Source organism: Mycolicibacterium wolinskyi str. Jessa 2025 (assembly GCF_049241375.1).
GTDB lineage: Bacteria > Actinomycetota > Actinomycetes > Mycobacteriales > Mycobacteriaceae > Mycobacterium > Mycobacterium wolinskyi.
In genome coordinates, this window is record NZ_CP185960.1 from 4,379,522 (window position 1) to 4,392,974 (window position 13,453).

At 67.4% G+C, this 13,453-nt stretch carries 11 protein-coding genes; 6 read left to right on the top strand and 5 right to left on the bottom strand.

What is annotated here, in order from left to right; translation table 11 throughout:
• Positions 1-81: 81 nt before the first annotated feature.
• Positions 82-1,488, top strand: coding sequence for a Si-specific NAD(P)(+) transhydrogenase (sthA, locus tag ACOI2T_RS21505; protein ID WP_198538902.1), 1,407 nt, complete (start codon positions 82-84; stop codon positions 1,486-1,488).
• Here sthA and ACOI2T_RS21510 read toward each other — a convergent pair.
• Complete coding sequence (locus ACOI2T_RS21510; protein ID WP_409503481.1) at positions 1,485-2,237, bottom strand: trypsin-like serine peptidase; 753 nt, start codon at positions 2,235-2,237, stop codon at positions 1,485-1,487. The two genes, sthA and ACOI2T_RS21510, sit on opposite strands and share 4 nt — an antisense overlap.
• 169 nt (positions 2,238-2,406) lie before the next feature.
• On the opposite strand from ACOI2T_RS21510, the gene ACOI2T_RS21515 reads away from it, so the two are divergent.
• The 3 genes from ACOI2T_RS21515 to ACOI2T_RS21525 are packed head-to-tail and all read left to right on the top strand — an operon-like array spanning position 2,407 to position 5,231.
• Positions 2,407-3,432, top strand: coding sequence for a proteasome assembly chaperone family protein (locus tag ACOI2T_RS21515; RefSeq protein ID WP_067851140.1), 1,026 nt, complete (start codon positions 2,407-2,409; stop codon positions 3,430-3,432).
• A gap of 39 nt (positions 3,433-3,471) precedes the next feature.
• Positions 3,472-4,494: an alpha/beta fold hydrolase gene (locus ACOI2T_RS21520; protein ID WP_409503482.1), complete on the top strand. Its 1,023-nt coding sequence runs from the start codon at positions 3,472-3,474 to the stop codon at positions 4,492-4,494.
• A 50-nt stretch (positions 4,495-4,544) separates the two neighbouring features.
• A complete protein-coding gene (locus tag ACOI2T_RS21525) occupies positions 4,545-5,231 on the top strand; it encodes a PhzF family protein (RefSeq protein ID WP_409503483.1) in 687 nt (228 codons plus the stop codon).
• Positions 5,232-5,238: 7 nt separating this feature from the next.
• Here ACOI2T_RS21525 and nrdR read toward each other — a convergent pair whose 3' ends face one another.
• Both nrdR and ACOI2T_RS21535 read right to left on the bottom strand, forming a co-directional pair.
• Positions 5,239-5,688 (bottom strand): transcriptional regulator NrdR, encoded by a 450-nt coding sequence (gene nrdR / locus ACOI2T_RS21530; protein ID WP_067851134.1) that lies wholly within the window; start codon positions 5,686-5,688, stop codon positions 5,239-5,241.
• 161 nt (positions 5,689-5,849) lie between these two features.
• Complete coding sequence (locus tag ACOI2T_RS21535; RefSeq protein WP_409503484.1) at positions 5,850-6,269, bottom strand: LysM peptidoglycan-binding domain-containing protein; 420 nt, start codon at positions 6,267-6,269, stop codon at positions 5,850-5,852.
• 307 nt (positions 6,270-6,576) lie between these two features.
• On the opposite strand from ACOI2T_RS21535, the gene lexA reads away from it, so the two are divergent.
• Complete coding sequence (gene lexA / locus ACOI2T_RS21540) at positions 6,577-7,305, top strand: transcriptional repressor LexA (RefSeq protein WP_409503485.1); 729 nt, start codon at positions 6,577-6,579, stop codon at positions 7,303-7,305.
• A 19-nt stretch (positions 7,306-7,324) separates the two neighbouring features.
• On the opposite strand, the gene ACOI2T_RS21545 is transcribed toward lexA, so the two are convergent.
• Positions 7,325-9,655 carry an LGFP repeat-containing protein gene (locus ACOI2T_RS21545; RefSeq protein ID WP_409503486.1) on the bottom strand — a complete coding sequence of 777 codons (2,331 nt, stop codon included), beginning with the start codon at positions 9,653-9,655 and terminating at the stop codon, positions 7,325-7,327.
• A gap of 178 nt (positions 9,656-9,833) precedes the next feature.
• Entirely contained in the window at positions 9,834-10,994 is a 1,161-nt protein-coding gene (locus tag ACOI2T_RS21550) for an acyl-CoA dehydrogenase family protein (protein ID WP_409503487.1), read from the bottom strand.
• A 111-nt stretch (positions 10,995-11,105) separates the two neighbouring features.
• On the opposite strand from ACOI2T_RS21550, the gene ACOI2T_RS21555 reads away from it, so the two are divergent.
• Positions 11,106-13,397, top strand: a complete 2,292-nt coding sequence (locus ACOI2T_RS21555) for a molybdopterin guanine dinucleotide-containing S/N-oxide reductase (RefSeq protein ID WP_409503488.1) — start codon at positions 11,106-11,108, stop codon at positions 13,395-13,397.
• Positions 13,398-13,453 lie beyond the last annotated feature (56 nt).

Sequence of the window (13,453 nt, forward strand, 5' to 3'; positions counted from 1 at the left end):
GAAACAATTGTTCACGCGCAATTTGGCGTTGCCGACGTGCGAGAGCCGAGCAACCGGCGTAGACACTCTCCCATGGGTTCGATGCAGGAATATGACCTCGTCGTCATCGGTTCCGGCCCCGGCGGCCAGCGGGCCGCCATCGCGGCGGCGAAGCTCGGCAAAACGGTCGCGGTGATCGAACGCGGCATGATGCTCGGCGGCGTGTGCGTCAACACCGGGACCATCCCGTCGAAAACCCTGCGCGAAGCCGTCGTCTATCTGACCGGCATGAACCAGCGCGAACTGTACGGCGCCAGCTACCGGGTGAAGGACAAGATCACCCCGGCCGACCTTCTCGCGCGCACGCAACACGTGATCAGCAAGGAGATCGACGTGGTGCGGTCACAGCTCATGCGCAACCGCGTCGAGCTCTACACGGGGCACGGCCGCTTCGTGGACGAACACACCATCCATGTGGAGGACCCGAGCCGGGCCGAGCTGATCACCGTGCGGGGCCGCTACGTCGTGATCGCGACCGGTACCAAACCGGCGCGGCCGGCAGGCGTGGAGTTCGACGAGGAACGCGTCCTCGACTCCGACGAGATCCTCGAACTCAAGTCGCTGCCCGCCTCGATGGTCGTCGTCGGTGCCGGGGTCATCGGCATCGAATACGCCTCGATGTTCGCCGCACTCGGCACGAAGGTGACGGTGGTCGAGAAGCGCGACAACATGCTCGACTTCTGCGATCCCGAGATCGTCGAGGCGCTGAAGTTCCACCTGCGCGACCTCGCGGTGACGTTCCGGTTCGGCGAAGAGGTGACGGGCGTCGACGTCGGATCGGCAGGCACCGTGACCACGCTGGCCAGCGGCAAGCAGATCCCCGCCGAAACCGTCATGTATTCGGCTGGGCGCCAAGGCCAGACCGATCACCTCGACCTCACCAACGCGGGCCTGGAGTCCGACAACCGGGGCCGCATCTTCGTCGACGACAACTTCCAGACCAAGGTCGATCACATCTACGCCGTCGGTGACGTGATCGGATTCCCGGCACTGGCCGCGACCTCGATGGAGCAGGGCCGGCTGGCCGCCTATCACGCGTTCGGTGAACCCACCAAGGGCATGATGGACCTCCAGCCGATCGGCATCTACTCCATCCCCGAGGTGTCCTATGTCGGCGCCACCGAGGTTGAGCTGACGAAGAACTCGATCCCGTACGAGGTCGGGGTGTCGCGATACCGCGAGCTCGCGCGCGGCCAGATCGCCGGAGATTCCTACGGCATGCTCAAGCTGCTGGTGTCGACCGAAGACCTGAGACTGCTCGGCGTGCACATCTTCGGCTCCAACGCCACCGAGATGGTGCACATCGGCCAGGCGGTCATGGGCTGCGGCGGCACGGTCGAGTACCTGGTCGACGCGGTCTTCAACTATCCGACGTTCTCCGAGGCTTACAAGGTCGCCGCACTCGACGTCATGAACAAGCTGCGCGTGCTCAACCAATTCCGCTCTTAACAGTCCGATCCCAGGACCGTCGGGATCGTATCTCCGTCGCCGGCTTCCTCCGCACGGTGCAGCAGGCGGACGACACCGTCGTCGAACCGTGGTGAGTAGGACACGTCGTCGTCGCATCCGCCGCCGTCGAGACCGCCGACGATTCCGGTCACCGTCGATCCGACGGCCCATGGCGCGCCGCTGAAACCGTCACCCAAACCGGCACAGGACAACGACGGAAAGCCTTGCGCCGACATCGAAGTCGAGCCGCGGCAGACTCGTGGGCCACCACCGGTTCCGGTCGGGTACCCGGTCACGGTCACGGTGGCGCCCGCGCTCGGCGCGGCGCCGAGCGCCAGTCCCCCACCCGCCTGCTGCTGAACCGACGCGGCCCCGTCGCGCACGACCCGGGCGATGGCGAAATCGGCCTGCGGATCCTGGTCGGCGAGCCAGCGCGGATCCAGATACACCGCGGTGACCCGCCAGGCGGCGTCGGCGCCGTCGCGAAAGCCGGGCATGAACTCGGTTTCGACGCCGTCCACCAGACAGTGGGCCGCGGTCAGGATCAGATCGCCCGCAGTGCTGTCGAGGACGGCCGCAGTGCAGGTGTGCAACGAACCGCCGCCCAGAAACAGCGCCCCCACTCTCGGATCGGGCACCGCGGGAGGCGCGCCGTCGTGCTTCGGCGGCGCGTCGGCGCACGCGGCCGCGACGTAGGTCACCGCGATGGCCACCGCGGCCATCACAGTCGCCGTCCGAACTACCCGCACCCATCGATACTGCCCGACCCGGACGCGGACGGCCGGAATGCGGGTGGTGAGGCCACGCGTTCGAACGAACACGCGGGGCGGCGCGAGCCCGCACCACGAGAATGCGCGACACTAGGTGACACGGCAGGAGGTCTTCACAGCACCTGCCGTGGCGAGGAGACGAGACGAAATGGCAGATAGCAGCAATAACCCCGAACAGCACTACCAGCCCGACCAGAGCGGGATGTATGAGCTCGAATTCCCCGCGCCGCAGTTGACCTCGACGGATGGTCGCGGCCCGGTGCTCATCCACGCGCTGGAGGGGTTCTCCGATGCGGGCCACGCGATCCGGCTCGCCGCCGAACACCTCAAGAACACCCTCGACACCGAACTGGTGGCCTCGTTCGCCATCGACGAACTGCTCGACTACCGATCCCGCCGGCCCCTGATGACGTTCAAGACCGACCATTTCACCGGCTACGAGGAACCCGAACTCAACCTGTACGCACTGCACGACAGTGTCGGAACGCCGTTTCTCCTGCTGGCCGGTCTTGAGCCGGATCTGCGCTGGGAGCGTTTCATCACCGCCGTCCGGCTTCTCGCCGAGCAGCTCGGGGTGCGCCAGGTGATCGGCCTCGGCACCATTCCGATGGCCGTGCCACACACCAGGCCGGTCACGTTGACCGCACACTCCAACAACAAGGAGCTCATCGCCGACCACACCCCATGGGTCGGCGAGGTGCAGGTTCCGGCGAGCGTGTCGAACCTGCTGGAGTTCCGGATGGCCCAGCACGGACACGAGGTGGTCGGGTTCACCGTGCACGTCCCGCACTATCTGGCGCAGACGGCATATCCGGCCGCCGCGGAGGCGCTGCTGGCCGAGGTGTCCAGGACGGGTTCGCTGCAGTTGCCGCTGGCCGCGCTGTCGGAGGCGGGCGCCGAGGTGTACTCCAAGATCAACGAGCAGGTGGAGGCGAGCGCCGAAGTCGCTCAAGTGGTGACCGCCCTGGAGCGACAGTACGATGCGTTCGTTGCCGCACAGGAGAATCGGTCACTGCTGGCGCGCGACGAGGAACTGCCCAGTGGCGACGAGTTGGGCGCGGAGTTCGAGCGGTTCCTCGCCCAGCAGGCCGGCGACAAGTTCAAGGACGACAAGTACAAGGACGGACATTCCGAAGGGTTCGGGGACGGATTCCCTCATGGCGACAACCACTGACAGCAGCCCGAGGCCGGGCCGACATCGAGGTTGGCGGACATGACCGAGCGAAAACCGAATCTGCGGACCGTACGTGAGGTCACCCCGACGCTCGAGTTCCGCACGATCCACGGCTACCGTCGCGCGTTCCGGGTGGCGGGTTCCGGTCCGGCGATCCTGTTGATCCACGGCATCGGCGACAACTCGACCACGTGGCACACCGTGCAGTCCACACTGGCGCAACGGTTCACCGTGATCGCGCCCGACCTTCTCGGCCACGGCCGCTCGGACAAACCGCGCGCCGACTACTCCGTCGCGGCCTACGCCAACGGGATGCGGGATCTGCTGAGCGTGCTCGACATCGACCGGGTGACCGTGGTCGGCCATTCGCTCGGCGGCGGCGTGGCAATGCAATTCGCCTACCAGTTCCCTCAGTTGGTGGACCGGCTGATCCTGGTCGGTGCGGGCGGGGTCACCAAGGACGTCAACGTCGCACTGCGGATCGCGTCGCTGCCGATGGGCAGTGAGGCCCTCGCGTTGCTGCGCCTGCCGCTGATGTTGCCGGCGTTGCAGGTCTTCGGCCGCGCTGTCGGAACCGTGTTCGGATCGACCGGCGTCGGACGCGACATCCCCGACATGTTGCGCATCCTCGCCGACCTCCCCGAGCCGACCGCGTCCTCGGCGTTCGCCCGCACCCTGCGCGCGGTGGTCGACTGGCGCGGTCAGGTGGTCACCATGCTGGACCGCTGTTATCTGACCGAATCCGTTCCCGTGCAGTTGATCTGGGGCGAGTCCGATTCCGTGATCCCCGTCAGCCACGCCCGGATGGCACATGCGGCGATGCCCGGTTCCCAGTTGGAGATCTTCAAGGGATCCGGGCATTTCCCGTTCCACGACGATCCCGATCGCTTCGTCGAGGTGGTCGAACGCTTCATCGACTCAACCGAGCCTGCCGTCTATGACCAGGACATGCTGCGCAGCTTGCTGCGTACAGGCCTCAGCGAATCCACGATCAGCGGGTCGCTCGACACCCAGGTGGCGGTGCTCGAGGCGATGGGCGGCGACGAGCGCAGCGCGACCTGACCTTCGTGGGGCGACCCTGCCGAACGGTCATCACGACGTAGCATCGGTCTATGGCCATCGACGTGACCGTGTTGCGGGTGTTCACCGATTCCGACGGCAAATTCGGCAATCCACTCGGCGTAGTCGACAACAGTACGGTGGCACCCACCGATCGCCAGCGAATCGCCACCGAATTGGGTTACAGCGAAACGATATTCATCGACCCGCCGCAGCCGGGCGGCACGACGGCGCATGCCCATATCTACACCCCGGCCGCCGAGATACCGTTCGCGGGCCATCCCACGGTGGGCGCATCGTGGTGGTTGCGAGACATCGGTACACCGATCCGCACCCTGCAGGTTCCGGCCGGAATCGTCCAGGTCTCCTACGACGGCGACCTCGCCGCGATCAGCGCGCGCTCGGAATGGGCGCCCGAGTTCGCCATCCACGACCTACCGTCCACCGAAGAGCTGTTCGCCGCCGAGCCCGACGACTATGCCGACGACGTCGAGCACTATCTGTGGACCTGGGTCGACCAGGAAGAGGGCGTGCTGCGGTCGCGGGTGTTCGCGGCCAATCTCGGCATTCCCGAAGACGAGGCCACCGGCGCGGCGGCTGTTCGCATGACCGACTACCTGAGCCGTGACCTCACGATCATTCAAGGCAAGGGTTCGGTGATCTCGACCCGGTGGAGCCCGGAAGGCTGGGTACGCGTCGCCGGCCGGGTGGTCAACGACGGCACCACGCGGCTCGACTGAGCGCCCACTAGCCGCGGTGCGCCCGCAACGCCTCGATCTCGCGTTCGAAATCCTCGGCCGACGAGAACGACCGGTAGACGGATGCGAACCGCAGGTAGGCCACCTCGTCCAGTTCGCGCAACGGCCCGAGGATCGCCAGGCCGACCTCGTGGCTCGGAATTTCCGGGGTACCCAGCCCGCGCACGGCGTCTTCGACCTTCTGCGCCAGCACGTTCAACGCATCGTCGTCGACCTGCCGGCCCTGACAGGCGCGCCGCACGCCCCGAATGACCTTCTCCCGGCTGAACGGCTCACTGACGCCACTTCTCTTGACCACGGCCAGCACGGCCGTCTCGACGGTGGTGAACCGGCGGCCGCATTCCGGGCACGACCGGCGCCGGCGGATCGCCTGGCCTTCATCGGTCTCCCGGGAATCGACCACGCGCGAATCAGGGTGACGGCAGAACGGACAGTGCATCACCGCTCCTTCGTCACGCCGCCAGACAACTAGTTCGAGCGCTCTTGAGCGTACCCGCGTGGCTCTCGGGAGACTCACCGCCGGGTCCAATGGTGCGTATGTCGTGGCGCCGATGGTCAGTGCGCTTGCCCGCCACGGCGTTTCATCCCTCATGTCACACGTCAGCCAACAGGGGCGATGAGCGTCTGACCGGCCTCCACGGCCGCGGAGTCGAGCTCGTTGAGATCGCGGATCTGCTGCACGACCTCGGCGACCGGAGCGTCGGGCGCGATGCGCTGCGCGACGTGCTGCAACGTCTCGCCGGACTGGACCTGAACCACCGCCAGCTCGGTGGGAACCGACTCGGCGGGCCCCATGACGCCGCCCAGCTGCGCGACCAACCCCAGCCACACCGTGATCGCCGCCGCGACCAGTGCCAGCAGGACCGTCGTGGCCGGGGTGATGGGACGCCGGCGATGGGACGCGCGCGACATCAGCACGCCGGTTCCGCGGTGGCCAAGGGCCGCCCCGTTCGGCCGCACCTGCTGCGGCCGGGAGATCGGGCGCTCGCCGCGCGGCCGGACCCGGGCGGGGCGCGGCATGGGGTCGGCAGCGGCGCGGAGAGCGTGGGAAGCGCGAGAAGCGCTGGAAGCACGGAACGCGCTGTCACGGCGTTCGGTGGGGATGTCGAGGATGGCCATCTGTCTGCCTTTCGTCCGGCGTATTCGCTCCTGTGTTCGAATATAGTCGCTCACATGTTCGATTAATAGAACGTGTGATCGAACTGTTGCCAAACGATAGAACGGGGTACCGACAAGTTCGGTCTGCCGACGAAGGCGGGGCCGACACGGCCGACACGCCTCGAACACATGTTTGATTATCTGGTGGTAGGCGACTACATTCGGCGCCATGAGCGACGACAGCAGCGACATCACGGACGGCAGCACCGACAGCCCGGCCGGGACCGAGGGCGCCAGCCGGCCTCGTGCGGTCGACGGCGGCCTCACCGAGCGCCAGCGCACCATCCTCGAGGTCATCCGCGCGTCGGTCACCAGTCGCGGCTACCCGCCGAGCATCCGTGAGATCGGCGACGCCGTCGGTCTCACCTCCACGTCGTCGGTCGCTCACCAGTTGCGCACGCTCGAGCGCAAAGGCTATTTGCGCCGCGACCCCAACCGGCCCCGCGCAGTCGACGTCCGCGCCGCCGACGATCCGGCGACCCCGTTGGTGTCCACCGACGTGGCCGGGTCCGATGCCCTGCCCGAACCGACGTTCGTGCCCGTGCTCGGGCGCATCGCGGCGGGCGGGCCGATTCTCGCCGAAGAAGCCGTCGAGGATGTCTTCCCGCTGCCCCGTGAGCTCGTCGGTGAAGGCTCACTGTTCCTGCTCAAGGTCGTCGGCGATTCGATGGTCGACGCGGCGATCTGCGACGGCGACTGGGTCGTGGTCCGTCAGCAGAACGTGGCCGACAACGGCGACATCGTCGCGGCCATGATCGACGGCGAAGCCACGGTCAAGACCTTCAAGCGCACCCGCGGCCAGGTCTGGCTCATGCCGCACAATCCGGCGTACGATCCGATCCCCGGCAACGACGCGGCCGTGCTCGGCAAGGTCGTCACGGTGATCCGCAAGATCTGAGCGGGCGGCCCGGGCTTACTCAGTCGGCCCGCACGAAGCCATTCGTGCGGGCGAACTCCTCGCTGGCGAACCAGATTTCGGCGATCGCATCGTCGTACTGGCTGCTGTCCGGCGACCAGTACAGACCCGACTTGGTGTCCGCCTTGATCGGGTAGCCCTGCGGTGCCCGCTGCGGGTCGTCGAGCGGCAGATGAATGGCCGTCGCGCTGGGCATCGGTTCATCGAGCTCGATCGCGGCGTGCCGTCCACTGGGTGGCCCGCTGCTGCGCAGGTCGGCATCGGTCACCACACGGGTCGGCGCGGTATCGACGTTGTCCTGATCGTCGTCATCGTTGAACGCCGCGGCGGCGGGAACGCCGGCGATCAGGCTGCTGGGGATCCCGGGCGCCGCGCGTAGGTCCTGACCGTGCTGCTCGAGGTCGCCTTCTTCGTCGAGTTCGTCCTCGTCGTCGAAGTCATCGTCGAGCCGGCTCTGGTCGTCGAGGACGCCGATGTCCACGACATCCTCGTCGTCTTCGAGTTCGTCCCCGTCGACGTACTCGTCGCCGTCGTCGTAATCGTCCTCGTCGTATCCGTCTTCGCCAGGATGGGCGTCGGCAAGCTCGGCCGCCTCTTCGGGCGGTTCCTCCTCGTCGGCCTCGCGCGGGCCGAAACCGCCAGGCGCGGCCCACTGACTGACCGGCATCGACGCATCGGTCGGCCCGTCGAACGGGGATCCGCCCGTAGCCGTCTCACGGTAGGGCTCGGCGACGAGGCGCGATGTCGGGGCCTCGCCAGTCTGGTAATCCGCCGTCGCTTGATAGGGGCTGCCGCGATCCCCGCCCCGGTCGTCGGCATAGGCGTCGTCCCGGAAGCGGCTTTCGTCGTAGCGCGCCGATTCATAGCGGCCTTCGCCATAGTGCTCGTCGTCGTCGAACCGATCGTCGTGCGGACCGTCGTCGTAGTGATCGTCGTCGAACGGGTCGTGGTCGAAGTCGTCGTCACGGCCCCGGCGCCGATGCCAGAGCGCGGCACCGACGATCAGCCCGGCCAGCAACAGAACCGGGATCAGCGCAAGAAGCCACCACCAGTTCCACTGCCACGAGAACGGCTTGGAATCCGTGTCGTCGGACGCTTGTGGTGGGCTGCCGGCCTGCGGCGACTGTTGCAGGCCGGGGATTTCGAGCCCGGCCAGTTCCGTGGCGAGGTTGGGCGGCTCGGTCGTGAACGTGTTGTCGGAGCGATCCCACGAGATCGCGCCGCCGCTGAACCGCTGCGTCACGACGCTGCCGTCCTCGGTCTGATCGGCCATCGGCGCCCCGAGCGTGCCGGTGGCGCCGCCGAGCTTGTCCCATGCGGCGTTCATGGCGCCGCGCACGATCACCGCACCGTAGTCGGGCGTCCAGAAGATCACGGGCTTGTCCGCCGCGGAAAACGTGCTGATCCGGCTGTTCGGTCCGAGCCCGCCTTCGGTTTCGCTGCTGGTCGGGAAGCCCAGATCGCCCTCCGGGCCGCCGACGCTCTCGTACTTCTCCAGCACCTGGCCCGTCACGACGTTGGCGCCGGTCTCCGGGCTGTAGAAGATCTTGCCGCCGGCGAAGTTCTGGCCGAGGCCGCCCGCGTTGCCGATCGGATACTGGTCACCGTCCTTCGCGCCCAGCGGACCCAACGGCCCGCCCGCGGCGCGGCGCGCCGCATCGATCGCCGAGGTCGGATCATCGGGCACCTGCAGCCCGGCCAGCTGATCGACCAGCTCGGGCGGAACGGTGGTGAACGCCTTGGTCTTACGGTTCCACGACAGCTCGCCCGCGGTGAACTTCTGGGTGACGACGTCGCCGTCGTACGTCTCGTCCTCGGCAGGCACGCCGAGGACTCCGGCCGATCCGCCGAGTTTGTCCCAGGCCGCGTTGATGGCGCCGCGCACGACCCTCGCACCGGTGGCCGGGGTCCAGAAGATCACCGGCTTGTCGGCCGCGCTGAAAGTCGAGTTCCGGCTGTCGGTTGCGCGGCCCGCGCCCTCGTCGATGGTGGGAAAGCCGAGATCACCATCGGCCGGGCCGCCCAGCGACTCGTACTTCTCGAGGATCGCGCCTTGCACGTAGTGCGCACCGGTGTCGGGTGTGAAGAACATCTTGCCCGCGGCGAAGTTCTGAGCGAATCCCGGCCCGACGGCATAGACGCCGCCCTGACGAGCCCCCAGCGGGCCACCGCCACCGCCGCTGGCATCCCAGGCCGAGGTGATCGCGGCGTCAGCGTCCGATTCCGGGGTCGCCGAGGCGGTCGGCGCCAACAGACCCGCGAGCGCCACCGCGAGCAGGCCTACTGTCATCCGCCGAACGGCCGTGTTCAGCCTCGCACCCGGCCTCGTCATGCACCCTCCGCTCGTTCGGCAAAGTTCCCCTCACAGGGTTCACCTGAAAACATCCCGCCCGACAACTTTGCGTCAGTAGGAGACGATAACCAAGGGACATGGCCGTACTAGGCCAAAAAACCCGCGAAACCGGCGTCATGCGGGCCCGCAGACCCGGTATCGCGGGGAATTTTGACGCCTAAACCCCGAGGCTGCGCCCGATGATCTCCTTCATGATCTCGGTGGTGCCGCCGTAGATGGTCTGCACGCGGGCGTCGAGGTAGGCCCGGGCCACCGGATACTCGCGCATGTAGCCGTAACCGCCGTGCAGTTGCAGGCAGCGGTCGATGAGCTCCACCTGCTTCTCGGTCGAGTACCACTTGGCCATCGCGGCCTGTTCCACCGTCAGCTCGTCGGTCAGATGCAGCCGGATGAACTCGTCGACCATCATGCGGACCACGGTCGCCTCGGTCGCCAGCTCGGCCAACAGGAACCTGCTGTTCTGGAAGCTGCCGATCGGCTTGCCGAACGCCTTGCGCTCCTTGGTGTACTGCAGTGTCTGCTCCAGGACCGCCTCCATGGCCGCGGCGGCCATGATCGCGATCGAGATGCGCTCCTGCGGGAGGTTCTGCATGAGGTAGACGAAGCCCTGGCCTTCTTCGCCGAGCAGGTTCTCGACCGGAACCTTGACGTCCGTGAAAGACAGTTCGGCGGTGTCCTGGGCTTCGAGGCCGATCTTGTCCAGGTGACGCCCGCGTTCGAAGCCCTCCATGCCGCGTTCGACGACGAGCAGCGAGAAGCCCAAGGCGCCCTTCTCCGGGTCGGTCTGGGCCACCACGATCACCAGATCGGAGTGGATGCCGTTGGTGATGAACGTCTTCGACCCGTTGAGGATGTAGTGGTCGCCCTCTCTGACCGCGCGTGTCTTGATGCCCTGCAGGTCGCTGCCGGTTCCTGGCTCGGTCATGGCGATCGCGGTGATTAGCTCACCGGTGCAGAACTGCGGCAGCCAACGCTGCTTCTGCTCTTCGTTCGCCAGCCGCAGCAGGTACGGCGCGACGACGTCGTTGTGGAGGCTGAAGCCGATGCCGCTGTAGCGACCCGCCACGGTCTCCTCGCAGACGATCGTGTTGTAACGGAAGTCGGGATTGCCGCCACCCCCGTACTCCTCGGGCACCGCCATACCGAGGAAGCCCTGCTTGCCGGCCTCCAGCCAGACGCCACGGTCGACGATCTTGTCCTTCTCCCACTGGTCGTGGTACGGCGCGACATGGCGCTCCAGGAAGGCCCGGTAGGACTCGCGGAACAGTTCGTGCTCGGCATCGAAAAGAGTGCGCTGGTACTTCACGGCTCCACCCATGGTGTGACCTCCGGTACTGGGTTGTGGACTTGTGGGCCAACCTATACCAACCGGATGGTTGGTCGCACGGGAGGCCGTGCCCGGCGAGAGCCCGGACCGTAAACTGCGGCCATGCGCCCATCCCCCACGAGCCTCGCGCACTGGGGTGCGTTCAGCGCGGACATCTCCGGGGGCGACATCGCCGCTGTGACGCCACCGCCCGGCGACGCCGATCCGTCGCCGCTGCTGGGGAACCTGCCCGGATCGGTTCGGCACCGTTCACGTATCGCCGGGCCCGCCGTGCGGCGGGGCTGGCTGCGGGACGGCCCTGGGCCCAGCCGCGAACGCGGCGCCGACGAATACGTCGCGGTGTCCTGGGACGAGTTGACCGAACTGCTGGCCGACGAACTGCGCCGCGTCGTCGAAACCCACGGCAACGAGGCGATCTACGGCGGCTCCTACGGCTGGGCCAGCGCCGGGCGATTTCACCACGCGCAGAGCCAGGTGCACCGGTTCCTGAAAATGCTTGGCGGATACACGTCCTCGCGTCACTCCTACAGCCTGGGAGCCACCGGGGTGATCATGCCGCGCGTGGTCGGAACGCATGACGACCTGTTCAAACGCTCCACGCAGTGGGATGTCATCGTCGAGCACACCGACATGCTGGTGTGCTTCGGCGGGATCGCCATGAAGAACACCGGCATCAACCACGGCGGCACCACGGCACACCCGACCCGCGACGCCCTGCGCCGGTTCCGTGACCGCGGCGGGCAGATCGTGTCGGTCAGCCCGCTGCGCGACGACGTCGACGGCGAGTGTCGTTGGCTGGCACCGGTTCCCGGCACCGACGTGGCCGTGATGCTCGGCCTGGCCCATGTCCTGGCGACCGAGGGCCTGGCCGACCGCGACTTCCTGGCCACGTACTGCACCGGATATGAGCGGTTCGAGCGCTACCTGCTGGGCCACGACGACGGCATCGCGAAGTCACCGCAATGGGCCGCGCGGATCAGCGGGCTGGCGGCCGACGAACTGACCGCGCTGGCCCGGCAGATGGCGGCCGCCCGCACGATCGTGACGGTCAGTTGGTCACTGCAGCGCATCCGGCATGGCGAACAGGCACCGTGGATGGGGCTGACGCTCGCCGCGATGCTCGGCCAGATCGGTTTGCCCGGAGGCGGTTTCGGCCACGGCTACGGGTCGATGAACGAGCCGGGACTCGCGCCTCTGCGCTGCCGGCTGCCCGCCCTGCCGCAGGGTCTCAACCCGGTGCAGACATTCATCCCGGTCGCCGCGATCTCCGACATGCTGCTGCACCCGGGCGAGTCGTACGACTTCAACGGCATGCGGCTGACCTACCCCGACATCAAGTGCGTGTACTGGGCCGGCGGCAATCCTTTTCACCACCACCAGAACATCCCCCGCCTCCGCCGTGCGCTGGCCCGCGTCGACACCATCGTCGTGCACGACCCGTACTGGACCGCGATGGCCAAACACGCCGACATCGTGGTGCCGTCGACCACCGCCTATGAGCGCGAAGACTTCTCGGGATCACGCAACGATCCCCTGCTGGTGGCGATGCGCGCATTGGCCGAGCCGTACGCGCAGTCCCGCGACGACTACACGACGTACGCGGCGCTGGCCGAGCGGCTCGGCTTCGGCGAACAGTTCACCGAGGGCCGCACGGCCCGGCAGTGGCTCGTGCATCTGTACGAGAAATGGGCCGCCGGACTGGATTTCGAGGTGCCCGGCTTCGACGAGTTCTGGGCGGCAGGCCAGCTGCGACTGCCGACCGAGCCGGGCCTGACGTTGTTCGGCGATTTCCGCGCGGACCCGCAGACCCACCGCCTCGGCACGCCGAGCGGCCGGATCGAGATCTTCTCCGAAGAGATCGACAGCTTCGGGTACGACGACTGCGCCGGCCATCCGCGTTGGTACGAACCCGACGAGTGGCTGCGCGGTGAGCGTGCCGAGTCCTATCCCCTGCATCTGCTGGCCAACCAGCCCGCCTCACGGCTGCACAGCCAGCTCGACGGCGGCGCCCTCAGCCAGGCGTCGAAAGTGCAAGGGCGCGAACCCATCCGGATGCACCCGGACGATGCCGCCGCACGCGGATTGGCCGACGGTGACGTGGTCCGAGTGTTCAACGACCGCGGGGCCTGCCTGGCGGGCGTGGTGATCGACGATCGGCTACGGCCCGATGTGGTGCAGCTGTCGACCGGGGCCTGGTTCGACCCGGCGGATCCGGCCGACCCCGACTCGATGTGCGTGCACGGCAACCCGAACGTGCTGACCGACGACGTCGGCACGTCGTCGCTGGCCCGCGGTTGCACCGGCGCCCATGTGCTGGTGCAGGTCGAGAAGTTCGACGGCCCGCTACCGCGCGTGCGGGCACACGAGCCACCGGTGATCACGCCGCGCCGGTAATCTCACGCGTTTTCGCGTGACCGCTACCCGACGGTGCGAAGATTCCTTCTGCTGAC